A 23,277-nucleotide genomic window follows, 5' to 3' on the forward strand; every position below is an offset into this window, starting at 1 on the left:
GGATCGGCCGGGGCGCGCGGGGGCGGCTCCGTCTGGACCGGCAGGCCCAGGCGGCGCTGCTGTTCCTGCTCGGCGCGGCCGTGCTGCACGTCGGCTGGACCGACCTCCACCTGCGCTACGTCAAGGCCGGTCTGCGTCCGCTGCTCCTGCTGTCGGGGGCGGTGCTGATCGCGACGGCGGCGGCGACGGTCTGGTACGAGCGGCGCCACGCGTCCCCGGCGGACCACGACCACCATCCGGAGCCCCGCGTCTCCTGGCTGCTCGCCCTCCCGCTCCTCGCCCTGATCCTGGTCGCCCCGCCGGCCCTCGGCTCCTACAGCGCCGTCCACACGGGCACGGCCCTGCAGAAACCCTTCGGCTTCCCCGACCTCCCCGCCCGGGGTCCCCTGCGCCTCGGTGTGGGCGACTACGCGGCACGCGCGGTCCACGACGACGGCCGCCACCTCCGCGACCGCCCCCTCACCCTCACCGGCTTCGTGGCCCTGGACCGGGACGGCACCCCGTACCTGGTCCGCATGACGCTCAACTGCTGTGCGGCGGACGCCCAGCCGGTGAAGGTCGCCCTGACCGGTGAGATCCCCCCGGTCCTGCGGCCGGACGGCTGGCTGGAGGTCACCGGCACCTACAGCCCGCGCCGCACGAAGGACCCGGTCAACGACGGTCCCATTCCCTACCTCGAGGTCACGGCGGCCCGGCCGGTCCCGCCCCCGGCCGACCCGTACGACGACACGGGGAGCGGCTGAGGGGGCCCGCCGTCCGCCTACGGCCGGCGCCGCTCCGTGTCGGAGGCGTCGGAGACGTTCGAGGCAGTGGGGTCGGTGGAGGCGGACGCGGCGTCCCCGGGGACGACCTTCCCCTGGACGACGCGGGGCGCGTCCTGCCGGTCCTGCTCCTTGGCCGCCCGGGCCTCGGCCTTCAGGATGCGGGCGGACTTGCCCGCCGACCGGGCGAGTTCCGGCAGTTTCTTGGCAGCCAGGACGGCTATGACGACGATGAGGATGATCGCGAGTTCGCTGAGTCCGAACATGGGGGGCCGTCCCTCTCGTGAGCCGGTGCCGAGTGCCGGTGCCGGTGCCGCCACTGGAATCTACAGTAATGTAGAGAATTTGATGGCGTCCGGTCATCTATACGATGACCGCCCGGGAAACGTAGGGCGGCGGAAGGGAGACAGGCCGTGGCGGAACACGGGCAGCGTCCCCGGCGGCGAGGACAGGGCGAACTGGAGGCGCTGGTCCTGTCGGCGCTGCGGGAGGCGGACGGACCGGCGACGGCCGGCTGGGTGCAGGAGCGCCTGGGCCAGGACCTCGCCTACACGACGGTCATCACGATCCTGACCCGGCTGCTGGCCAAGGGCGCCGTCACCCGGGAACGGGCGGGCCGTTCCTTCGCCTGGACCCCGGCGTCGGACCACGCGGGCCTGGCGGCCCACAAGATGCGCAAGGTCCTGGACGCCGAGAGCGACCGGGAGGCGGTCCTGGCCAGCTTCGTCACCGGGCTCGGCCCGGACGACGAACGGCTGCTGCGGGAACTGCTGGGTCGGCCCGGGAGCGAAGGGGAAGACTGAAACCTCATGGGGGTGTTCGTCTTCCTGCCGCTCGTCCTTCCGCTGACGGCCTGGCCGATCGCACGCCTGGCCGAGCAGCACCTGCACCCGCGCACCGCGACGCGGATGCTGACCGCGGTGGCCGCGGTGATGGCGACGTGCAGCACGCTCTGCCTGGCGCTGGTGATGGTGGTCGGCACCGCCCAGCTCCCCGGCAACCCGCTGCCCGACGGCTGGTCCGACCCGGAGGTGCGCGAGGCGGTCCCGTACGACGAGGTGGCGGGGAAGGCGGCGATCCCCGCCCTCTGCGCGGTCGTGCTGGCCTGCACCCGCATCCTGTGGCGGCACGTCCGCACCCGCCGCCGCGCCCACCGCGCCCTGGCCGGCCTGCCGGACACGGAGGTGGCGGTCCTCCCCGACGGCACCCCGTACGCGTACGCGCTCCCGGGCACCGCCTCCCACCGCGACCGGGTGGTGGTCACCACCGCCCTCCTCGACCACCTCGCCCCCGCCGAACGCCGCGCCCTGTTCGCCCACGAGCGGGCCCACCTGACCGCGCGTCACCACCGTTTCCTGCTGGCCGTCCGGCTGGCCGCCCACGCCAACCCGTTCCTGCGGCCGCTGCACACGGCGGTGTCGTACACCACGGAACGCTGGGCCGACGAGGAGGCGGCCCGCACCGTCGGCAGCCGCCGCACGGTCGCCACCGCCATCGGCCGGGCGGCCCTGGCCTCCGGTCCGGCCCCGCTGCCGACGGCCTTCGCGTCCCCGGGCCCGGTCCCGCGCCGCGTGGCGGCCCTCCTCGCGCCGCCCCCGGCGCCGGGCCGCTGGCCGGCCGTGTTCACCTCGGTGGGCCTGGCGGCCTGGGGAGCGGCGGCGGGCACGGCCGTGTCGGCCATGTCCTCGGCGAACTCCGCCCTGACCCTGTTCCTGATCCTCCGCGCGGCGACGCCGCTGTGAGGACCGCCCGGGCCACGCGGGCCGCCCGGACCGCCCGGGCCGCGCCGAGGGGCCCCGGGGGAGGGCCTCAGGGCCGGTAGGGCTGCTGCTGCGGCTGTCCGTACCCCTGGCCGTCCTGCCCGACGGCCTGCGCCCGGAGCTGCTCGGCCTGCTCCTCGGTCACCTTCTGCTCGGCGCCGCAGAAGGTGCACTGCGTCGCGTACTTCGTCGAGAGCGGGAAGAGCGGCACGAAGAACAGCGTGAACTTCGTGACCCGCTTCCTGAGCGTGTGCGCGGACGGGTTCCCGCACTGGCCGCACACCAGCGTCAGTATCGCGAGCTGGTACAGATACCCCTTGGTACCAAAGATGATCATTCGCCCATCCTTCCCGGGCCGCGATCCACCGAACCGCCGCACCGTGTGCCCTTCACTGAGAACCGTCTCCCCCGACTGCCCGGTCGGCAGTCGGCAATGTGACGGACGGAAGACTGCCGCACCCGGCACAAGCCCCCGCCCACCGGCCGTGGGCAGGATGCTGCACATGAACAGTGCCCGGGAAGTGATCTGCCACCCGCAGGAGAAGGGCCTCTGGTGGATCCTCGGCGGACTCGGGGCCGCCGCGACGGTCGTGGCCGTGGGACTCTGGGCCGCTTCCGGCATGGTCGCCTGGCTGGTCGTCTGCCTGCTGTCCGTGCCGACGTGCCTGACGTCCCTGAACCGGGCCACCGCCCGGGTGCGCGCCGACGCCCGCGGTCTGCACGTCCGCACGCTGCTGCGCCGCTGGAGCCTGCCCTGGAGCGACGTCGCCGACCTGCGCGTCCGCCTGAAGTACGAGAACACCCCGCGGGCCCCGGAGGGCCGCTGGGTCGTCGCGGTGCTGCGCGACGGCCGCAGGCGGCGCCTGCCCCTGCCGGTGAGCTGGACCCCCCACGACCCGGACTTCCACACCGCCCTGGACGCGCTGCGCGCCCTGCACCGCCACCACGGGACCCCGGAGTCGGACCACCTCCCCGTCATCTCGAGCCGCACCGCGGGCCGGGGCTGGGCGGGCGCCCTGGCCCTGTGCGTGCTGCTGCTGGCGGGCGCGGGCCTGGCCGGGTGGTTCGTGCCGGGCACCGGAGCGACGGAGCGGGCGTGGAAGTCGGCCGTCCCGTGCACGGCCGGTACGCCCGCGGAGGACCGGTCCGAGTGCCTGACCACCCTCGCGGCGGTGATCGAGCGGACCGAACCCCGGCGCCCCCGGGAGGAGAGCCGGCTGTACTTCACCGGTGCCCGCCCGATGAGGCGGCTGGCCGTCTCCCGGGAGGCCGCCCAGGAGTTCCGTCCCGGCGACCGCGTCCGGTTGACCCTGTGGCGCGGTGAGGTGAGGACGGTGACGGGGGAGCGCTACGTGTGGCAGGACCACATGGCCGGTGCCGGGGAGGTGGCGGTCGTCGCGACCGGCCTGGCCCTCGGCGCGGGCTACCCCGCGGCCCGGCTGCTGATCCGTCTGCGCGGCCGCCGCCGCCCCGACGACGAGGTCCTCCCGTCGGCCCTGCCCTTCGCCGTGCCCCTCGTCGTGACGGGCCTGTGGCTGCTTCCCCTGAGCCACGCGTACTTCGCGAGGCCGCTCGGTCCGACGGCGGCGCTCACCTGGGCGGCCGCGGGCACGCTCGTCAGCCTGGCCCTCCTGTGCTGGGCCTGGCGCGCCACCCGCGTCCGGGTACCCGAGGCGGCCCCGGCGTCCGGCGCCGCCGGTGGGCCGTCCGCCGACGCCCTCGACGGCGAGGTGTTCGTGCGGGCCCGCTTCCTGGAACCCACGGACTACAACCCCCATTCCTTCGGCACCCACATCGTCCTGGGCGGCGGCGCCCCGCCGGCGGTGATCCCGCACCCCGGGCCGGGGCGCTACGCGGCCCGGCCGATCCCGGTGGACCGCCTCACCCTGCGGGACGTGCGCCGGGCCAGGGGCAGCGACGGCGACACGGTCCCCACCGGCTGGCACGTGGCCGAACTCGACGACGGGGGCACCCCGGTCCGCCTGGCGGCGGCCCCGGCCGACCTGGCCCGCATCCTCGACCGGCTGAGGTAGGACCGGCGCGCGGAGGACACGTCCTCCCGCCGCCGTACTGCCGCCGCCGGGCGCCCACGCCCGCGAGGACGCCCGCGAGGACGTTCGGGTGAGCGGCCGGGCGGCTGTTCGGGTGGTGTCCGGGCGGATGTCCGGTGGGTGGGCGAGCGGCGATCCGGCCCCCGGCCCGCCGCTCGCCCACCCGGCCGAACGCCTGCGGACGACGTGACATCGCCCACGGTGACCCCGACGGTGAAGGCGCCGCGCCCCCGCCACCCGCCCCGAACGGACCGGTGCCCACGTGAGCACGCATTTCCGCGCCGGAACGGGTTCTCCCGCCGTACCGGTGGCGGGAACCGGGCCGCGTCCCGGCCCTTGCCACGCCGGTCCTTGAACCGGTAAAGGACTTTGCGCCTCCTTTACAGTTGGGGCAGAGGCAGGACATCCTGTTTCCGCACTTTGTCTTCCATGCGTTCGAGAAGGAGCGACGGTCTCCCAATGGGTGATCCTCCTAGTAGCAGCCGTGCCACTTCCCGCCGTCCGCGCCATGCGGCCACCGAGGGGGCGGGGGTGGCACGGTGACCGAGGTCCTGTTGCTCCTGCTCGCCCTGCTGCTGACGCTGGCCTGCGGGGTGTTCGTCGCGGCCGAGTTCTCCCTGACCACCGTCGAGCGCGGTGACCTGGAGCGTGCCGCCGAGGCCGGCGAGCGCGGCGCCGACGGCGCACTGAAGGCCGTACGGCGCCTGACGCTGCAGCTGTCCGGCGCCCAGCTCGGCATCACCGTCACCTCGCTGGTGATCGGCATGCTCGCCGAGCCCTCCCTCGCGGTGCTGCTGCGCGGTCCGCTGCGGGCGATCGGCCTGGGCGGTGCCGCCCCGCCGGTGGCGACCGTGCTGGGCGTGGTGGTGTCCACCGTGGTGCTGATGGTGATCGGCGAGCTGGTGCCGAAGAACTGGGCGATCTCCCGGCCGCTGGCGGTCGCGAAGGTGGTCGCGGGCCCGCAGCGCGCGTTCACGGCCGCCTTCGGGCCCTTCATCGGGCACCTCAACGGCACCGCGAACCGTTTCGTACGCCGCATCGGCCTGGAGCCGGCCGAGGAGCTGGCCTCCGCCCGCACCGCCGAGGAGCTGGGCGCGCTGGCCCGGCACTCGGCCGCCGAGGGCGCCCTGGAGGCGGACTCCGCGGAGCTGTTCGTACGGACCCTGCACCTGGGCGAGCTGACCGCCGAGAACGTGATGACGCCGCGGGTCGACGTCAAGGCCCTGGAGGTGCACGCGACGGCCGCCGACGCGGCCAACCTCAGCCACGCGACCGGCCTGTCCTGCTTCCCGGTCTACCGCGACAGCCTGGACGAGGTCGTCGGCACCGTCCACATCCGGGACGTGCTCGCCCTGGAGCCGGAGAAGCGGGGCGTCACGCCCGTCACCGACCTGACCTCCCCGCCCCTGCTGGTCCCCGACAGCCTCACCGCCGACCGGCTGCTGGAACGGCTGCGCGAGCACCGCACCCTGGCCGTGGTCATCGACGAGTACGGCGGTACGGCGGGCGTGGCCTCCATGGAGGACATCGTCGAGGAGGTCGTCGGAGAGGTCCGCGACGAGCACGACCCCCACCAGGTGCCCGACCTGGTGTCCGCCGCGGCGACGCAGGACGGGCGCGCGGTGTGGGAGGCGGACGGCAGCGTCCGCGTCGACCGGCTCACGGACATGGGGCTCACCGCCCCGGAGGGCCCGTACGAGACCGTGGCCGGACTGATCGCCACCCGCCTGGCCCGCATCCCCGTCAAGGGGGACAGCGTGGAGCTCGACGGCTGGCGGCTCGACGTGCTGGAGGTCGAGCACCACCGCGCCGGCCGGATACGCATCACCGAACCGGCCGTGGCGCTGTCCCTGCAGTTGGTGGAGGAAGCCCGATGACCACGCTGCAACTCGCCATCGGCGCCCTCACCCTGCTGACCAACGCGTTCTTCGTCGGCGCCGAGTTCGCCCTGATCTCGGTGCGCCGCAGCCAGATCGAGCCGCGCGCCCGGACGGGCAACAAGCGGGCCCGGATGACGCTGTGGGCCCTGGAGCACCTGTCCGCGATGATGGCCACCGCCCAGCTCGGCATCACCGTCTCCTCGCTGGTGCTGGGCGCGGTCGCCGAGCCCGCCATCGCCCACCTGATGGAGCCCGCCTTCGAGGCGGCCGGCATCCCCCACGCCCTGGTGCACCCGATCGCGTTCGTCATCGCGCTGGCCCTCGCCACCTACCTGCACATGTTGGTCGGCGAGATGGTGCCGAAGAACATCGCGCTCGCCGCGCCCGTGCCCAGCGCGCTGCTGCTCGGCCCGCCCCTGGTGGCGCTCACCCGGGCGCTGCGGCCGTTCGTGTTCGGCATCAACGCCTTCGCCAACGCCCTGCTGAGGCTGCTCCGCGTGGAGCCCAAGGACGAGGTCGAGTCCGTCTTCACCGACGACCAGCTCGCCCGTATGGTCGTGGACTCCAGCGAGGCCGGCCTGCTGTCGCCCGCCGACGGCGAGCGGTTGCGCGACGCGCTGGAGCTGGGCACCCGGCCGGTGGGCGAGATCGTCGTCCCGGCCCAGCGGATGCGCACCGTCGACCACACGATCACCCCGGCCCAGCTGGAGCGGACGGCCGCCGAAGCGGGCTTCTCCCGCTTCCCCGTCACCGGCCCCGACGGCGCCGTCCTGGGCTACCTGCACGTCAAGGACACCCTCGGCCTGACCGAGCGCGACCGGCCCTTCCCGCGCGCCGCGCTGCACAAGGTCACCCGGGTGCGCATCGACACCCCGCTCGACGACACCCTCACCGCCCTGCGCGCCGGGGGCGGTCACCTCGCCGCCGTCGTCGGCGAGGGCGGGAAGGTCATCGGCTTCGTGACCATGGAGGACGTGCTGTCCGAACTGGTCGGGCCGGCGGCCCCGGCCACCGCGTGACCGCCGGGCCGCCCCCGCCCGGGGGCGGCCCGGGGCACGGTTTTCGGCCCGGCGGGGTTGGGCTCGGGCCCGGCGATGTGGTTAGGGTGCTGACGATGCTCTGCTCACACGCCACAGCGGTATCCGCGTCACCAGGGGTCACGGCCGACCCGGTCGGTGCCGGGAGGTCTCATGAGTGACACCGTGCGCACGGCCCGCCCACCGGCCGAGGGCCGGCCGGAACCGCTGCCGGCCGCGGCGGAGGACACGGAGGACACGGAACCGGACAAGGCCGAGACGGGATCGGTCGAGGTCGACCTGGGGCCGGCCGAGGCCGACACGGGATCGGTCGAGGCCGAGGCGGGGCCGGCCAGGGCGGACGCGGGGCCGGCCAAGCAGCGGGACGCCTTCTTCGACAACGCGAAGTACCTGGCGATCGTGCTGGTGGCGGCGGGACACGCGTGGGAGCCGCTGCGGGAGGGCAGCCGCGCCGTCACCGCGCTGTACCTGCTCGTCTACGCCTTCCACATGCCGGTGTTCATCGTCATCGCCGGCTACTTCTCGCGGCGCAGCGACGCGAGCCCGGGGCGCGTCAAGCGCCTGATCACCGGCGTCGCGGTGCCGTACGTCGTGTTCGAGGTGGCGTACACCCTCTTCACCCGCTGGACGGACCAGCAGTTCGGCCGCCCGGTCAGCCTGCTGGACCCCCTGTACCTGACCTGGTTCCTGGCCGCGTTGTTCATCTGGCGGCTGACCGCGCCCGTCTGGAGGCTCGTGCGGTGGCCGCTGCCGCTCGCGCTCGTCCTCGCGATGCTGGCGACCCTCTCGCCGTCCATCGGCAGCGACCTCGACCTGCAGCGCACCCTGCAGTTCCTGCCGTACTTCGTGCTGGGACTGCTGCTGAGGCCGGAGCACTTCCGGCTGGTGCGCCGCCGTGAGGTGCGCCTCCTGGCCCTGCCGGTCTCCGCCGGCGCGCTCGCGCTGGCGTACTGGGCGGTGCCGCGGGTGGACTACGCCTGGTTCTTCCACAACAGCAGCGCCGAGGAACTCGGCGCGCCCGGCTGGTACGGGCCGGTCATGACGCTGGCCACCTTCGGCTGCTCGGCGGTCCTGGCCGTCTGCTTCCTCGCCTGGGTGCCCGGACGCCGGACGTGGTTCACGGTGCTGGGGACGGGCACGCTGTACGGCTACCTGCTGCACGGCTTCTTCGCGCAGGGGGCCAAGTTCTGGGGCTGGTACGACCCCGACTGGGTCCAGGGCCCCCTCGGCGCGATCGCCGCCACGCTCGTCGCCGCCGCGATCGTGACCGTGCTGTGCACGCCTCCCGTCCGGCGGGTCTTCCGCTGCGTGACGGAGCCGTCGATGGAGTGGGCCTTCCGGCGGACCGGCTGACGGCACCCACCGACCCGGGCGCCCCCGGTTTCCCCGGGGCGCTCGTCCACGGGTGACTACAGTGCTGTAGAAGTCTCTTCCGGAGCATGATCACTCAACGGGCCCGGGGCCCGTCGCGGGCGCGGAGGGGACAAGGCAGCAGCATGCCGCAGTACCACCAGGACCACGGTGTCGATTTCAGCGTTTCGTCCTGGCGCCGGCGCCTCGCGCACGTCTGCCGGGGCGTCACCGGGACCCGCTGGTTCGCCCTCGTCGTCTTCGCCGTGATCCTCGCCAACGCCGCACTGCTGGGGCTGGAGACGTACTCCGGGGTCGTCGCCCAGTGGCACCGCTGGTTACGGCTGGCCGAGTACGCCTGCCTGGCGGCGTTCACCGTCGAGCTCCTGCTGCGCCTGGCCGCGCACGCCGACCGCCCCCGGGACTTCTTCAGGGACCCGTGGAACCTCTTCGACCTCGCCGTGGTCCTGTGCGCCTTCCTGCCCCTCGTCCGGGAGAACACCACCGTCCTGCGGCTGCTGCGCCTGGCCAGGATCCTGCGCACCGCCCGCTTCCTGCCCCAGTTGCGCGTCCTGCTCGTCGCGGTCGCCCACAGCCTGCCCGGCACCCTGAGCTTCCTGCTCGTCGGCGCCCTGCTGCTGTACGTGTACGCGATGATCGGCTGGGTCTTCTTCGGCGCCCACGACCCCGAGCACTACGGCTCCCTCGGCCGCGCCGTCCTCACCCTCTTCCTGCTGATGGTCCTGGACGGCATCGGCGACGCGGTGCACACCGGGCTGGAGATCTCCCGCTGGAGCCTCCTCTACTACGCCTCCTACGTCCTGCTCGCCTCCTTCGTCCTGGTCAACGTCCTCATCGGCGTCGTCCTCACCTCCCTCGACGAGGCCCGGACCATGGACGAGGCGGAAACGGGGACACCGCCGACCCGCCCCCCGGTCCCGGACCGGACGGACCGGGAGCACCTGCACCACCGCATCGAGGCGGCCCGCAGGGCCCTGGACGAACTGGAACGCGACCTCGCCGACGTGGACCGGGCCGCGGAACGGTCCGCGGGCCGGGTCACGGACCGGGCCACGGAACGGGAACGGGCGGTGCCGGGGAGGGCGGGGAGACGCAGGTGACGCCTGTGCGCCCGGCGCCGGGGGTGTGGCGTGTGTCCGGTGCCGGGGACGGGGGGCGTGCCCGGGAGGGGCCTTCCCCGCGGTCGCCGGACCGCGGTGGTCGCCGTGGGCCGTCGCCGCACCGCGACGGCCGGGCGGCGTCCCGGCAGCGGCGCGGGCGGGCACCCGGCCCTCGACCGGTGCCCGCCCGCGTGCCGTCCGTGGGTCCGGCGGGCCGCTAGCCGCCCACGTACCAGCTGAATCCGTCGTTGCTGGCGGCGAGGGCCAGGAGCGCCAGCCAGAGGACCACGTCGACGACGCCGAGGATGATGCCGGCCTTCGCCATTCCGGCACCGTTCTTGACCGCCGCCTGGCGGCGGGCGATGGCACCGAAGATGATGGCCAGGGGGCCCAGGACGATGTTTAGGATGAACAGTCCGACGACGCCGCAGCAGAGACTCGCGATCGCCAGGCCGTTGGTGCGCGATCCGGAGGACGCGGCAGGGGAACTCCCGTAACTCGTCATTGCATACTCCCGGTTGTCGGTTGCACGGACCGAACGGGCCGCACACTCCTCACTTTTGACTTGTTCGTCCGAATGCCCCCTCGGGGCGTCCCCATGTCCGGGGACCGAGGGATCGGGGTGGCGGGATACGGCCCCATGGGCCCTTCGTCCCGAGGGAGGTATTTCGCCGACCTTGTCGGAGCGAGCGACCTTCACCCCGCATCAGAGGGGGACGGGCCGCATCAGAGAGGGGACGGGCCGGCGTGGCCCCGGGTGGTCCCGAAGGGGCTCGGGGGCTGGTCGGCTCTCGGCGGCGCTCCGGGGAACGGCTGCCGAGACCTCCCGCCCGTGCCGTTCGTTCTCCTGATGGCCCTTCCGAGGAATGCACGTTCGATCGATTTCGGCTGAGAAGCAAGGAAACAGGCCATATCCCGTCCGGTCTGTTTGCCGACGCGCGGCCCGGCGGCAGCATGGTCGGGCACTTGAACGGCGCACTGCGCCACGGAGTGGGATCGTCGGGGGTACTGGTGAATCACGCGTGGCCGCCGTCCACATTCCTCGGACGGTTGCGGAACACGACACGGGAAGAACTCCTGGGCCAGGGCACCCCGATCACCTATCCGACACACCGCGCGCTGCTGCAGCAGGGCGACGAGAGCCGGCACGTCCTGTTGATCACGAGCGGTGTCGTGAAGGTCGTCGCCAGCGCGGAGAGCGGCTACGACATGCTGCTCGCCGTCCGTGTGGCGGGTGACCTGGTCGGTGAGATGGCGGCCTTCGAGGAGCGCCCCCGGTCGGGCACGGTGATCGCGTGCAGCGACGTGACTGCGCGGATCATCCGGATGCGGACGCTGGAGACCTTCCTCGGCCGCCACCCGGACGCCATGCGGGCCATCCTCCACATGCTGTGCGCCCGGCTGCGCTGGGCCAACCGGCGCCGGATCGACTTCCAGGCGTACGACTCGCTGACCCGACTGGCCCGGGTCCTGGCGGAGTTGAGCCAGGCCTACGCCCAGCCCGTGCCGGACGGCGACGGCAGACGGTGCGACCTCGGCGTGACGCTCACCCAGAAGGAACTGGCGTCACTGGCCGGCCTGGCCCTCAACACGGCCGAAAAGAATCTGGCCGTCCTGTCGACCAAGGGACTGGTGGAACGCAGTTACCGACACATAACCATCTGTGACGTTCCGAAACTGCTGGAATTCGCCAAAGTAGCCGCCGACAACCCGTATTGATACGGGATCACTTCGCCCGCTCTCTCCTAGCCTCTCGAACAGCACGTCACGGGCAGTTTCTGCCCCTTGCACGCCCAGAGAGGAATGATCGGGTGATGGAGTGGCCCGGGTTCTGTCCCTGCATTTGCATAGCCGTGGACGCGGAGGCCTACGGCAGGAAGAACGACCGCGGACAGTCAGAAATCCAGCACGACCTGCCGCGGCTCCTCGACCGCGCCGCCCGAGGCGCCGGCCTGGACCGCTCGCAGTGGCAGATCCAGCGCAAGGGCGACGAACAGCTCGCGGTGCGCCCCCTGGACGGTACCGAGCCGCGCCTGGTCGACGACTACGTCCGCCACCTCGCCGCGGAGCTGCGCGCGTACAACGCCCAGCGGGTCCCCGAGGCCCGGATGCGGCTGCGGGCCGTCGTCCACCAGGGTCCGGTGGAGCTGGCCGACAACGGCTTCGCCGGCTCGGCCGTGGTGGCCACGGCGCGTCTGCTGAACGCGCGTCCGCTCTACGACGTCCTGGCCGCGCACCCCGAGGCCGACCTGGCGCTGCTGCTGTCCGACGACGTCTTCCGCTCCACCGTGGCGGGCGGTCACACCACCCTGTCCACCGGGGACTTCACCCGGGTGACCGTCCAGGTGAAGGAGTACGGGGCCACGGCCTGGCTGCGCGTGCCCGCGCTCGGCGCACCGGCCGCCGCCCCGCACGAGCCCGGGAACGCGGGGACGGGGAAGCCCGCGGACCCGGTGTCGGGGGAGCCCGCGGCGGACCGGCCCGAGCCGGCCGCCGCGGGCGGGGCCGGCCGCGGGACGGGGATCAGCAACGCGTACCGGGCCGACCGGATCAGCGTCACCAACGTCGCCGGTCCCGTCGACGCCCGCGGCGCCGTCTTCGGCTTCGGGAGCACCGGTGGCTGACGCGCCGGACCCGGACGACGGGCCGGCCGTACCGCCCGTACCGCCCGTGTCCGCTCCCGACGAGAGCGTGGCGCCGCCCGCACCGGACGACACCGGCGGTGCGCCGGAGGCCGGGGAGGACGCCTTCGGGCCGGACGCGGCCGCCGGGCGGCGTGAGGAGGCGGACGAACGAGCGGAGGACGACCGGGGCTATGACGACCTGCGCCGCGTCCACCAGCTCGTCAACAACAACTTCTACGGCGTCGTCGACGCCTCCGGAGCGGCGTTCGGCTTCGGCACCGCCGCGTCCCCCGGTCTCGCCCCCGGCACCATCGGGCCCGAGGAGACGGACCGGGCCCTGCGGTTCTACCTGCCGCCGCAGCCCTGCTTCGACGAGGCGCTCGGAAAACTCCGCGAGGACGCCTTGGTGGTGCTGACCGGCCAGGACAACTGCGGCCGGGGAGCAGGCTCCCTCGCCCTGCTCCGGGAGATCCTGGGCGAGCGGGCCAGGCTGCGCAGCCTGTCGCCCGCCAACGCCCTCGCCGAACTGGCCGCGTCCCGGGACCTCAAGCCGGGGCAGGGGTACGTCATCCTCGACTACGTCGGCGAGCTGCACGTCGAGGCCGTGCAGGCGTACGCGATCGGGCGGCTGAGCGAGGAACTGCGCCGCAAGGGCTCCTACCTGGTGATCACCGCGGGCGACGCGACCCGTCGGCGGCTGGCGCTGCGGGACCACTGTGTGCCCTGGCGGGCCCCGGACCCCGTGGAGCTGTTCGAGCACTGCGGGAAGAGGCTGCCGCACGTCGCCCTCGCGCCGGACGCCGAGCGGGAGCTGCTGGAACGGGTCGGCGAGCAGCGGCGGCCGGCGGACGTCGTCGCCGCGGCCGAGGCCCTGTCCCGGGAGGGCGCGGAGAAGGCGCTGGACACCCTGCGGGACCGGCACCGGGAGGTGGTCCGGGAGCTGTTCCGCAAGCAGCCGTCCGCGGACGACCTGATCCCGCTCGCGGCCCTGGCCTTCCTGGAGGGCGTCCCGGAGCGGACGCTCGAGAAGGAGTGCGCCGCGCTCGCCGCCCACGTGCGCAACTGGGAGCAGAGCGGTGAGACGCCGGTCGCGGAGCCGGACGAGGAGACCGGGACGGCGTTGCGCGGTGCGGTGATCCGGCAGTCCCGGGCCCGGTGGAAGGAGCGGGCGGCGGGACTCGTGACGATCGAGCACCGGCCCGGGCCGGGCCGGGACGCCGGGCGCAGCGAGCGGCGTTTGGTCTTCACCTCGCCGCGCGTCCGCGAGCTCGTCATCGCGGAGCTGCACGACCTGTACGGCTACGAGCTCTGGTACCCGCTGCGCCGGTGGCTGGGCGAACTGGCCCTGCGGGGCGATCTGGAAACCCGCACGGAGGTGGCCCGCGGTGTCGCGCTCCTGGCCCGGCACGCGCTCGTCGAGGTCGACGAGAACCTGCTGCAGGCGTGGTCCGAGGGGCTCACCAGCCAGCGGGTGACCGCCGCGCTGACGCTGCAGTTCATGTGCGACGTCGAGCACCTCGCGCCGCAGGCCCTGTACATCGCCCTGGACTGGACGGACAACAACGGGCCGGGCCGTGCGGTGACGGCGGCCATGGCGCTGACGGGCCGCCTGGGTTCCCTCTACCGCCTCAGGGCGCTCAACGGGCTCTGGTTCCTGACGCAGCGCGGGGAGCGGATCGCGTTCTCGGCCCGCCGTTCGCTGGTCCTGCTGCTGCAGACCGCCGAACAGGACCCGGAACGTGTGCTGTTCATCCTCCGGTACGTACGAACCGTGATCGCCAAAGCGACGCCGGGGCCTCGGGAGCGGTCGATCGCGCTGCGCAACGCCGTGCAGCTCCTGGAGGCCGCCCGGCTGGACGCCCCCGAGCCCCTCACCGCACAGCTCCTGCGCACCGTCCCGGACAGCGCCCGCCACCTCGGCTCCCTGTGGGCGGACGTCCTGCACAGCGGCAACCGGAGCCGGGCGGTCGGCGCGCTGTGCCGGACGCTGGTGCACCTGCGGGACGACCCGTCCGTCACCGGCGCCGTGCGCGAACTCGGCGAGGCCATGCGGAACGCCATGAGCGGGCGCCAGTGGGCCGCGCTCTGCCACCACCTGTCCCTCGCCCTGAACCACCCCGACTACGCGATCCCCGGCGCCCGCCGACTGGCGCAGGTGCTCCTCGGACCACTGCGCGGCCGGCCGCCGGCGGGCTCCCGGCGCCCCACCGCCCCCCTCATACCCACCCCTTCCCCCCTTCCTCCCGAGGAGGCCGAAGCAAGTGAACTACCCGGTCATCGCCGAGCACATCCTGGCCACGGTCCAGGGCACCTGGTGGTCCCGGCGTCGCCGACGCGACGACGTGCCGCAGCTGCCGCCCGGCGCGGTCTACGTCTTCCGGGTCGGCGGCAACTACCGCACGTTCCCCGAGGGCATGGTGTTCGACCCGTCCCACCCCGACGTGCTCGACGCCTCATCGGTCAGCCTGGTCGACACCCGGGCGCGCCTGGTCGACGTGGAGCGCACGCTCCCGTCGGTGAGCGAGGCGGACAACTTCACGGTGCGGGCGTCCTTCACCTGCCAGGTGACCGACCCGACCGTCATCGCCCGGCAGGGCGTCATCGACGTCACCGTCCCGTTGCGCGCCTACCTGATGGGCGACGGCGACCTGCCGAGGGTGAGCGCCGGGCACCGCGTGGAGGAGGTCAACGCGGTACGGACCGAGGTCGGCCACCGCATGACCGCCTACAGCGCGATCGTGCCGCCGCGGGTCGCGGGCATGAGCGTGGAGTTCGTCAGCGCCGAGGTGCACGCGTCGGACGACCTGCGGGACTGGGAACAGAGGCTGCGCGACGAGCGGCGCTCCTGGGAACTCCAGCGGGGCCAGCGCGACTTCGAGACCCAGGACGCGCTCCGGATCGCGGAACTGCTCTCCCAGGGGTCCGACCACGTGGACGCCTTCGGCATCGCCCGGAAGGAGATCGACGTCACCGAGGCGGCGGCCCGCATCCACCGGACCACCGAGGAGGAGTCGGCCCGTCGGCACAAGGCCGAGACGCAGGAGCGGGCCCACACGCAGGCGCGGGAGACGGCGGACGCGCAGATGCGCCGCGACATGCTGCTGACGCTGCTGCGGCAGATGGGCGGCAGCGAGTACGTCGACTACCACCAGGTCCTGGAACAGGTCCTGCGGGAGACGGGCGACCGGGCCGCACCCGGCGTCGGAACCGCCGCCGGCCCCGCCCCCATGGTCGAGTCGGGACAGCCGCGCCCCGGTCGCACGGCGACGGGCCGGGACGGCTCGCACGACCCGCGGGGCGGCTTCGTCAAGGACGAGGACGACTTCGTTGACTGACCTCCTGACGAACCACGTGCCCGCCCCCGGCCCGGCGGACGGCCGGGACGCCGGCGAGGGCACCGCCGCACGTACCGCGAAGAGCCGCACCACAGCCCGCACCACAGCCCGCACCACGGGGCACGGACCTTCCGCCGGCACCCCCGGTGACGGGTCCCCCGCCCGTACCGCCCGCCGCTCCTTCGACTTCGACGCCGCACGACGGCTGCGTGCCCTGACCGGCGTCGACGAGGAACTGCTGGGCAGGGTCAGGTACGAGCGGAGCAAGTACACGGCCCTCGGCGGGGTGGTGCTCGGCACCTCCGTCATCGCGGCGTTCTCCATGTGGAACTTCGCGACCCAGGCGCTCGGCAGGGTCTCCCTCGCGGCCCTGGTCCCGACGGTCATCTGGATGCTGTTCGTGCTCAACCTCGACCGCTGGCTGGTCACCCCGCAGCCGAACGCGCGGCGACGGGCCGGCCCCCTGCTCATGCGCCTGCTCATCGCCCTGATGCTCGGCGTGGTGATCGCCGAACCCCTGGTGCTGCGCATCTTCCAGACGGCCATCGAGGAGCGCGTCGCCGGTGAACGCACGGACGCGCTCGACCGGTTGCGCACGAACCTGGTCCGCTGCAACCCCGTACCGTCCTCGACGCGGACCGTCACCCCGGAGGGCTGCGACAGGAAGTACGTCCTGTCCTTCGGCACGACGCCCGGCGAACGGGCCGAGGAGCTGACCTCCCTGCGCTCGGACGCCGCCGCCCTGCAGAAGCGGGTGGACCGGGACACCACCAGGCTGGAGGCCATCGACTCCGAGGTGCGGGACGAGTGCCGTCTGCTGGTCCGGGTGGCCGCCACCGGTCTGCACCAGCGGACCTCCGAGTGCCTGCGCCTGCGCGAGAAGGCACAGGACTACCGGAGCACCCACCGCACCGATGAGAACGAGAAGCGGCTGGCCGGCATGAACAGCCGCATCGCGAAGATCGAGGCCGAACTGACCTCCTCGCGCGGCGCCTTCCTCGAGGCCCGGGCCGACGGCATCGAGCAGCGGCTGGACGAGGAGCGCGCCCAGCAGAAGGAGGTCGGCGTCCTGGAACGGATCCGGGCGCTCGACGAGCTCGCGAGCGGGAACCCGGTGTTGTTCGTGGGCATCTGGCTGGTCCGCCTGCTGTTCGTGCTCCTCGACGTGCTCCCCGTGCTGGTGAAGTACCTGAGCGGGGAGAGCGCGTACGACCGGATGCTCACCAGCGCGAGCAACAGCGCGGTCAAGATCCACGACGAGGAGGTCCGGCTCGGCGAACGCCGGGCCATGGCGGACTCCGAGATCGCCCAGGACGCCGTCGAACAGGAGGTCCGACGCCACCGAGCCGAGTCGGAAGCGGCGTTCCGGGAGCACACGGCGGCGATGAACATCCGGGTCCGGCAGGCGGTGAACGCGCTGGAGGACGAGATCCGCCGCTCGTCGACGGTCTGACGCACCCGACCGCGCCCGGAACACGGCACCACGGCCGCCCCGCACGCCGGGGCGGCCGCTCGACACCGACGGAAAGGAAGGGGGAGGCATGACCACACCACCCGGAGGCGACGCCGGCACCGACCCGGACGCCGGCACCGCGACCGACCGCGGCGCGGAACTCACCAGGATCCTGTTGTCCGAGGTGCGTGAGGAGCTCGTGAAGGCCGACAACAAGGCCGGCCTCATGCTGGCGTCCCTGGGCGCGGCCCTGACCGCCCTGCTCGGCGCGATCGGCAGTGGCATCGTCACCCCGCGCCAGTACGCCGTCGCCCCGCAGCTCCTCCTCTGGGTGGGCTGCGCCGCCTGCGTACCGGCACTCGTCCTGCTGGGCCTGGCCGTGACCCCACGGCTCGGAAACCCCCACCGCTCCCGCACCCACTACTTCGGCGACACGAGGCTGGCGATGTCGGTCGCCCACCTGGAGCGGACGGTCCGCCACACCGACCCCGTGTCCCGGGACCTGAGCCAACTGGTGATCCTGTCCCGGACCGCCTGGACCAAGTACCGCTGCATACGCCACGCCCTGGCCTGGGGCACGGCCTTCTTCACCCTCACCCTGCTGGGCATCGCGACGGGAGCGTCCGCATAGCGGTACACCGGAGGGACGGGACGCGAACCCGCGGCCCCTTCGTCCCGGAGCGACTCGGTCAGGCGGCCCGCCCGGCCGACGAGGCACCGGATCCCGGGCAACCGAATCCGCCGGAACCGTGGTCTGGAGGGCGAGGGAGGGTGCTTGATGCAGGCCGGACCAGAGGCCGATTTCCAAGAATTCGTCAGAGCGCGGTGGTCCCGTCCCGTACGGACCGCGTATCTGCTCACGGGCGACGTGCACCTCGCCGAAGACCTGACGCAGACGGCGCTGGCCAAGGCGTACCGCTCATGGCGGCGCGTCTCGCGCAGCGACAGTCCGGAGGCGTACGTCCGGCGGATGCTGGTCAGCTGCAACAGCGACCGGTTCCGCAAGCGGCGGGTCACGGAGGCTCTCACCGCGGCGCCGCCGGACGCGGCCGGGCGTGACGAGGCCGTCTCGTGGGCCGACGAGCGCAGCGCCCTGCTTGCGGCGCTGGCCGGACTGCCGCCGAAGCAGCGGGCGGTGATCGTCATGCGCTACTGGGAGGACCTGTCCGAGGCCGAGGTCGCCGAGACGCTCGGCTGCTCGCCCGGCACGGTCAAGAGCCAGGCGTCCAAGGCGCTGGCGAAGTTGCGCACGCATCCGGGGCTCGCACAGGTCGTGGACGGACCCGTCTGCGGCCGAGTGCCGTCCGGGCAGGGAGGCGACAAGTGAACGAGGAGCAGGGGCAGCAGGGGACGGGAACCGGCGGGGACTTCGAGGAGCACCTGCGCGAGCTGCTCGCCGAGGACGCGAACGCGATCCGGCCCGCGCCGGTGCCGTATCCGGCGATCCGCCGCCGGGGCACGATCGAGCGGCGACGCCGGGTGGCCGCGGCCGGGGCGGCCCTGGTGACGCTGGCGGCGATGCCCGTGGGGGCGTACGCGCTGGCCGGCGGGGAGGGGGGCGGGAACACGGTGGCATCGACACCACCGGCCGGCGCCGCACCGCGGACGCCGGCGACGCCGTCCGCACCGCCGACGGGGCCCGCGCGGCCGGCCACGGAGGACCAGCTCCTCGACGGGATCACCTTCGGGCAGGCCGTCGACGGGCTGGAGAAGTGCCTCGCGTACGACCGGTCGCACACCCGCGGCCCGTCCGGCTTCCGCACGGACCTGGGCGCGGCCGAGGAGTACCGGATCATCCTGGCGATGAACAGCACCGGTGACTCCAACGCGCCCGGCGACGGCACGTACGTCGTCGCGGTGAAGGAGAGACCGAAGCAGACCCGGCTGATCTGCAACGTGAAGGACGGCAAGGCGAAGGGCCTCAACACCAGCGTGGGCTCCGACGACGTGCCGGGCGCCGGCCCCGTGACGGCCGACATCAGCGGCGGCAAGCTCTACCGGCAGTCGGTCCTCGACCGCGGCAACTGGAAGCTGCCGTTCCGATGGGGTGTCATCGGCACCGTCGAGCCGTCAGTGGCCCGGGTGACCGTCTCCTACGGCGGCGCCACCAGCCGGGCCGCCCTGGACCACGGCTGGTTCGTCGCCTCCGGCGTCCTGAACCAGCAGGTCACCGTGGCCCCGCGCATCAAGGGGTACGACGCCGACAACAAGCTGGTCTACGACTCCGACGAGGACAAGAACTACGAGAAGCGGCTGCCGTAGCACCACCATGCCGGGGGCGCCGCACAGGGGACGGCGCCCCCGGATCCCGGTCGGCGGTGCGGCACGAGGGCCTTCCTGGTCGTCCTGCCGGTCGTCGCGCCGGCCTTCCCGCGCGCGGAGAAAAAGGGCCCACCCCGGGGCTGGTGCCCCGGCGGCTGCTGCCGGCGGAGCGGTGCCCGGCGGGGCGGGGTTCCCGGTCGGTTTCAGCTGGTGACCGCGCACTGACCACGGTCCGCGGTCTTCGGTCCCTCCGCGGTGGGTCGGACGTCGAAGTCGAAGATCCCGGTGGGGAGGTAGAGGGAGCAGCAGGCGTTGGGGATGTCGACGATCCCGCTGATGCGTCCCTCGATGGGGGCCGCGCCGAGGAGCAGGTAGGCCTGCTCGCCGGTGTAGCCGAACTTCTTCAGGTACTCGACGGCGTTGAGGCAGGCGCGGCGGTAGGCGACCGTCGCGTCCATGTAGTAGTTGGTGTCGGTGTCGTGGTCCACGGAGATCCCGATGAAGGAGAGGAACTCCGAGTACCGCGGCTCGACGTTGCCGGGCATGAAGACGGGGTTGGTGCTGACACCGTACTTCTCCATGCCGCCCTTGATCAGATCGACGTGGAAGTCGATGTAGCCGCCCATCTCGATGGCGCCGCAGAAGGTGATCTCACCGTCTCCCTGGCTGAAGTGCAGGTCACCGCCCGAGAGCTTGGCGCCACTGACGTGGACGGGGTAGAAGACGCGCGAGCCACGAGTGAAGTTCTTGATGTCGTGGTTGCCTCCGTTCTCCCGTGCGGGAACGGTGCGTGCCCCCTCCTGGCCGATGCTTTCGGCCTCCGATCCGGTCGCCTTGCCGGCGAGGGCCTGGTCGGGGTCGGGTGCGAGCCCCAGCGGCGGGATCCGGTCGGGGTCGGTGTCGATCAGGGCCTGCTCGCGCCTGTTCCACCGCTCCAGCAGCTCCGCGGAGGGCGCGGTGCCGAAGAGACCGGGGTGGGTGATGCCGGTGAAGCGGACACCGGGGAGGTGCCTGGAGGTGGCCACCTGCCCGTGGAAGTCCCAGATCGCCTTGTAGGCGTCGGGGAAGTAGTCCGTCAGGAACCCTCCGCCGTTGGCTTTGGCGAAGACGCCCGTGTATCCCCAGCCCTGACCCGGCGCGTCCCCGACCTGCTGGGGCACCGGTCCCAGGTCGAGGATGTCCACGACGAGCAGGTCGCCCGGCTCCGCTCCTTCGACGCCTATCGGCCCGCTGAGCATGTGGGTGGCCTTCAGGTCGACGTCGCGCACGTCGTTGGCGGAGTCGTTGTTGCCGATCTGCGCATCGGTCCATTCGCGGCATTCGACGCGGAACTCGTCCCCTGGGCGGACCATGGCGACGGTCGGTACATCCGGATGCCACCTGTTGTGTCCGGGGACCTCTTGGTCGCGCATCGACCGGGATTGGTCGACGCTGAAGACGACTTCTGGCATGTCAGTGCTCCTCGTGGGTTCTCGTACCGGCGATCCGAGGGGTGCGCCATGGCCCCCGGGGAGCGCCTGGTGCTCGTCACGCCGCTTTGCGCGTCTCGTCAACCACCTCCTGCGTTCCGATCTCGGATGTCAGGCGATCGTGCGGCCGTCCGGCGTCGGTCGCCCCGGGCGTTTCTATCCGGCGCTGCCGGCCGGGGAGCCCGCGCCGCCGTACTCCTCAACGGGCCTGCCGGGGCCCTTGTGGCGGAGTACGAACCACAGCGAGCCGAACGTCAGCACGCCGAACGCGCCGAGCGCGATGGCGATCTCGTGAAAGTTCTCCTGCACCCAGTAACCGGAAAGCAACAGGAACGCCGGTATGACGCCGGTCACCCAGCCTTCGATCGCAGTCACCCATCCGACGTACGGGGTGAGCGCCTCCATTTTCAGTCCCAACAGAAGGAAGAAGAGGAACCAGAGGAAGGCCCAGTAAAGCCATATGGCGCCGAATGGCTGGTCGTTGAACAGCCGGAAACTCACGAACGAGTAACCCAGCGCCACAATGGACACGAACAGCGAGTAGTAGCCGACCCCTGTCGTGTCGAGCCCCATGAGCAGCCCGATACCTACGTAGAGGTAGGTGAAGCCGAAGAGGAAGATGCCCGATGCCAGCAAGATTCGGTTGGCATCCTGACCGGCGGCGATGATGAGATATGTGGGTGTGAGTACCTGCAGACCGCCCACGAACAGGTTGAATATGGCCGCTGCTCGACTGTCTACCTTTCCCAGCAGCATCAACCCGTTCAGAAACAGCACCGCGCCAACGAAGAGAAGTCCGACGTTGGCCAAGAGAACACACCTCCCGATATTCTGCTCTCTCCAAGCAGTGGCCCGCCGGGGCGGTCATGGGAAGAAAAGCGATGTACGCAATCCTTCGCCGCGATCTCCGAGGCGGTGCAGTTGGCAGCTACTGTTCCGGCTCCGCCGTTCCCGAGTTCTCCGTCAGGGGCGGGGCAGTCGGGCGACCGCCGGGTGGACCGGCTTCGACGCATCTGCCCTGGGAGGAACCCGCGTGACGACCGTCGGGTTCTCGCGAGACTTCTCCTCCTGCTCGCGCAGGCCCGAAACGGCGGGAGACGTGAAGGCGAGCCCCTGGGAGGAGTACACCCGCCGTGCCGCACCCGAGCACCGCGGACATGCGTGCTGCGTCGGCGCCGTGCCGACCGGCAGCCTCACGTCGAAAAATCCGCAGCGATTGCAGGAATACTCGTACGTGGCCATAATGTGCCTCCACCCGCGCCGTGCTGTCGGCCTTCGGTCATGAGGGCGAATCCAGTCGCGCCAAGCAACGGCATGGAATTGAACACTTTATTCAAGGGAACGCCCTGAACGGCGGCATGTCAAGCGCGGTTTGAAGGGGGCGAGGCGACTGCGCCGTCGTCTATTCAGGCGTGCGGGTGCACGGGCGCAGCACGGGCAACGGGGGCGTCTCATTCCCGCGGAGTGGCTGTCCGGGCGGTTGTGCGCCTGCCGTCTCCATTAAATGCCGTACGGCCGCCACGTCGCCCGATGGGGAGGCGGGCCGGGGCGAGAGTCCCGGTAATTCCCTTACCCGGACACCGTCGACGCCACCCGCGCAGGCCGGACGGAACCGATGCGCGCTCGCACACGGCGCGAGGCCGCGAAGCGGTCGCCCCTCAAGCGGTGGCGACCGCGGCCGCCCCTTGGCACCGTTTCTTGTGGCGGGGTGAGGACAGTGGGTGCTCCCGAAGGATCCGCTGTCTGCGCCGTGCGGCAGTCTCCGGTCATGACTTACGGCCTTGCCGTCCGGGAAGGCCTCCGCCCGAGCGATGACGCCGCTGCCGGTCGGCCCTTCAGCGAGCTCCCCCGTCGATACACCGACGCCGACACCGGAGGGGACCACCCTCCGGCCGAGCGCGTAGCTGCACATGGGCGGCGCTGCTGCAGCGGCGGCCCGACACGGACGAGGACGACGTCGCGCCATGGTGCAGCGGGCCGCTGATCGACGAGGCGAGTGGCCCGCCGATCTCCTTCGGTCTGCGGTGGGGCAGGACCGAAGAAGCGTCCGCACACGCCGCGCGGCTCGCCCCGTCCAAGAGGCTGGTCTGCTTTGACGTCTCGAGGGACAGGCCCCGGCCGTAGCCGCCTGACCAGCCCTCGTCCGCTCCCGCGGACTCGCCGAATGAGATGGC

The 23,277-nt window shown here is 72.4% G+C and carries 22 protein-coding genes; 15 read left to right on the forward strand and 7 right to left on the reverse strand.

The features are described 5' to 3' along the window. The first annotated feature begins 32 nt into the window (after window positions 1–32). A complete protein-coding gene (locus CP969_RS21215; protein WP_026085002.1) occupies window positions 33–743 on the forward strand; it encodes a TIGR03943 family putative permease subunit in 711 nt (236 codons plus the stop codon). Window positions 744–760: 17 nt separating this feature from the next. Here CP969_RS21215 and CP969_RS21220 read toward each other — a convergent pair whose 3' ends face one another. Then, a complete protein-coding gene (locus tag CP969_RS21220; protein WP_016825279.1) occupies window positions 761–1,027 on the reverse strand; it encodes a twin-arginine translocase TatA/TatE family subunit in 267 nt (88 codons plus the stop codon). Window positions 1,028–1,174: 147 nt separating this feature from the next. On the opposite strand from CP969_RS21220, the gene CP969_RS21225 reads away from it, so the two are divergent. Both CP969_RS21225 and CP969_RS21230 read left to right on the forward strand, forming a co-directional pair. After that, on the forward strand, window positions 1,175–1,564 hold the full coding sequence (locus tag CP969_RS21225; RefSeq protein WP_004985336.1) for a BlaI/MecI/CopY family transcriptional regulator: 390 nt from the start codon (window positions 1,175–1,177) through the stop codon (window positions 1,562–1,564). A 6-nt stretch (window positions 1,565–1,570) separates the two neighbouring features. After that, window positions 1,571–2,503: a M56 family metallopeptidase gene (locus CP969_RS21230; protein ID WP_109539736.1), complete on the forward strand. Its 933-nt coding sequence runs from the start codon at window positions 1,571–1,573 to the stop codon at window positions 2,501–2,503. Between the two features lie 67 nt (window positions 2,504–2,570). On the opposite strand, the gene CP969_RS21235 is transcribed toward CP969_RS21230, so the two are convergent. Beyond that, complete coding sequence (locus CP969_RS21235; RefSeq protein WP_004985333.1) at window positions 2,571–2,858, reverse strand: zinc-ribbon domain-containing protein; 288 nt, start codon at window positions 2,856–2,858, stop codon at window positions 2,571–2,573. A 166-nt stretch (window positions 2,859–3,024) separates the two neighbouring features. On the opposite strand from CP969_RS21235, the gene CP969_RS21240 reads away from it, so the two are divergent. The 5 genes from CP969_RS21240 to CP969_RS21260 all read left to right on the forward strand — a co-directional run bounded on the left by CP969_RS21240 (window position 3,025) and on the right by CP969_RS21260 (window position 9,960). Then, window positions 3,025–4,554: a PH domain-containing protein gene (locus CP969_RS21240; RefSeq protein WP_016825278.1), complete on the forward strand. Its 1,530-nt coding sequence runs from the start codon at window positions 3,025–3,027 to the stop codon at window positions 4,552–4,554. Between the two features lie 557 nt (window positions 4,555–5,111). Beyond that, a complete protein-coding gene (locus CP969_RS21245; RefSeq protein WP_004985329.1) occupies window positions 5,112–6,449 on the forward strand; it encodes a hemolysin family protein in 1,338 nt (445 codons plus the stop codon). After that, window positions 6,446–7,471: a hemolysin family protein gene (locus tag CP969_RS21250; protein WP_004985327.1), complete on the forward strand. Its 1,026-nt coding sequence runs from the start codon at window positions 6,446–6,448 to the stop codon at window positions 7,469–7,471. Before CP969_RS21245 ends, CP969_RS21250 begins: the two co-directional genes overlap by 4 nt. A 171-nt stretch (window positions 7,472–7,642) precedes the next feature. Next, window positions 7,643–8,842, forward strand: coding sequence for an acyltransferase family protein (locus tag CP969_RS21255; RefSeq protein ID WP_016825277.1), 1,200 nt, complete (start codon window positions 7,643–7,645; stop codon window positions 8,840–8,842). A 143-nt stretch (window positions 8,843–8,985) separates the two neighbouring features. Further along, window positions 8,986–9,960 (forward strand): ion transporter, encoded by a 975-nt coding sequence (locus CP969_RS21260; RefSeq protein ID WP_016825276.1) that lies wholly within the window; start codon window positions 8,986–8,988, stop codon window positions 9,958–9,960. A 217-nt stretch (window positions 9,961–10,177) separates the two neighbouring features. On the opposite strand, the gene CP969_RS21265 is transcribed toward CP969_RS21260, so the two are convergent. Continuing rightward, a complete protein-coding gene (locus tag CP969_RS21265) occupies window positions 10,178–10,465 on the reverse strand; it encodes a DUF4190 domain-containing protein (protein WP_004985314.1) in 288 nt (95 codons plus the stop codon). Window positions 10,466–11,010: 545 nt separating this feature from the next. Here CP969_RS21265 and CP969_RS21270 point away from each other — a divergent pair. Together CP969_RS21270 and CP969_RS21275 are read left to right on the forward strand one after the other, a co-directional pair. Then, on the forward strand, window positions 11,011–11,679 hold the full coding sequence (locus CP969_RS21270) for a Crp/Fnr family transcriptional regulator (protein WP_016825275.1): 669 nt from the start codon (window positions 11,011–11,013) through the stop codon (window positions 11,677–11,679). Window positions 11,680–11,813: 134 nt separating this feature from the next. Next, on the forward strand, window positions 11,814–12,584 hold the full coding sequence (locus CP969_RS21275) for a hypothetical protein (RefSeq protein ID WP_016825274.1): 771 nt from the start codon (window positions 11,814–11,816) through the stop codon (window positions 12,582–12,584). On the opposite strand, the gene CP969_RS33285 is transcribed toward CP969_RS21275, so the two are convergent. Continuing rightward, window positions 12,517–14,700, reverse strand: a complete 2,184-nt coding sequence (locus CP969_RS33285; protein WP_191093698.1) for a hypothetical protein — start codon at window positions 14,698–14,700, stop codon at window positions 12,517–12,519. The genes CP969_RS21275 and CP969_RS33285 overlap by 68 nt on opposite strands. 145 nt (window positions 14,701–14,845) lie before the next feature. On the opposite strand from CP969_RS33285, the gene CP969_RS21285 reads away from it, so the two are divergent. The 5 genes from CP969_RS21285 to CP969_RS21305 all read left to right on the forward strand — a co-directional run bounded on the left by CP969_RS21285 (window position 14,846) and on the right by CP969_RS21305 (window position 19,634). Next, window positions 14,846–15,919: an SPFH domain-containing protein gene (locus tag CP969_RS21285; protein ID WP_016825272.1), complete on the forward strand. Its 1,074-nt coding sequence runs from the start codon at window positions 14,846–14,848 to the stop codon at window positions 15,917–15,919. Then, a complete protein-coding gene (locus CP969_RS21290) occupies window positions 15,912–17,372 on the forward strand; it encodes a DUF4407 domain-containing protein (protein ID WP_016825271.1) in 1,461 nt (486 codons plus the stop codon). The genes CP969_RS21285 and CP969_RS21290 overlap by 8 nt, the downstream gene beginning before the upstream one ends. 88 nt (window positions 17,373–17,460) lie before the next feature. Beyond that, window positions 17,461–18,003: a Pycsar system effector family protein gene (locus CP969_RS21295; RefSeq protein WP_016825270.1), complete on the forward strand. Its 543-nt coding sequence runs from the start codon at window positions 17,461–17,463 to the stop codon at window positions 18,001–18,003. A gap of 147 nt (window positions 18,004–18,150) precedes the next feature. Beyond that, the gene (locus CP969_RS21300) at window positions 18,151–18,699 is read left to right on the forward strand and encodes a SigE family RNA polymerase sigma factor (protein ID WP_026084998.1); all 549 of its coding nucleotides are present in this window, start codon (window positions 18,151–18,153) and stop codon (window positions 18,697–18,699) included. Beyond that, window positions 18,696–19,634 (forward strand): hypothetical protein, encoded by a 939-nt coding sequence (locus CP969_RS21305; protein ID WP_016825268.1) that lies wholly within the window; start codon window positions 18,696–18,698, stop codon window positions 19,632–19,634. Before CP969_RS21300 ends, CP969_RS21305 begins: the two co-directional genes overlap by 4 nt. Window positions 19,635–19,837: 203 nt before the next feature. Here the strand turns inward: CP969_RS21305 and fmdA are convergent, their stop codons facing one another. The 3 genes from fmdA to CP969_RS34640 all read right to left on the reverse strand — a co-directional run bounded on the left by fmdA (window position 19,838) and on the right by CP969_RS34640 (window position 22,345). Next, on the reverse strand, window positions 19,838–21,085 hold the full coding sequence (gene fmdA / locus CP969_RS21310) for a formamidase (RefSeq protein WP_004985292.1): 1,248 nt from the start codon (window positions 21,083–21,085) through the stop codon (window positions 19,838–19,840). 174 nt (window positions 21,086–21,259) lie between these two features. Continuing rightward, window positions 21,260–21,913: an AmiS/UreI family transporter gene (locus CP969_RS21315; protein ID WP_004985289.1), complete on the reverse strand. Its 654-nt coding sequence runs from the start codon at window positions 21,911–21,913 to the stop codon at window positions 21,260–21,262. Window positions 21,914–22,066: 153 nt separating this feature from the next. Beyond that, complete coding sequence (locus CP969_RS34640) at window positions 22,067–22,345, reverse strand: FmdB family zinc ribbon protein (RefSeq protein ID WP_004985288.1); 279 nt, start codon at window positions 22,343–22,345, stop codon at window positions 22,067–22,069. Between the last annotated feature and the right edge of the window lie 932 nt (window positions 22,346–23,277).

The organism is Streptomyces viridosporus T7A (genome assembly GCF_008704515.1).
In the GTDB taxonomy this organism is placed as follows: Bacteria; Actinomycetota; Actinomycetes; order Streptomycetales; family Streptomycetaceae; genus Streptomyces; species Streptomyces viridosporus.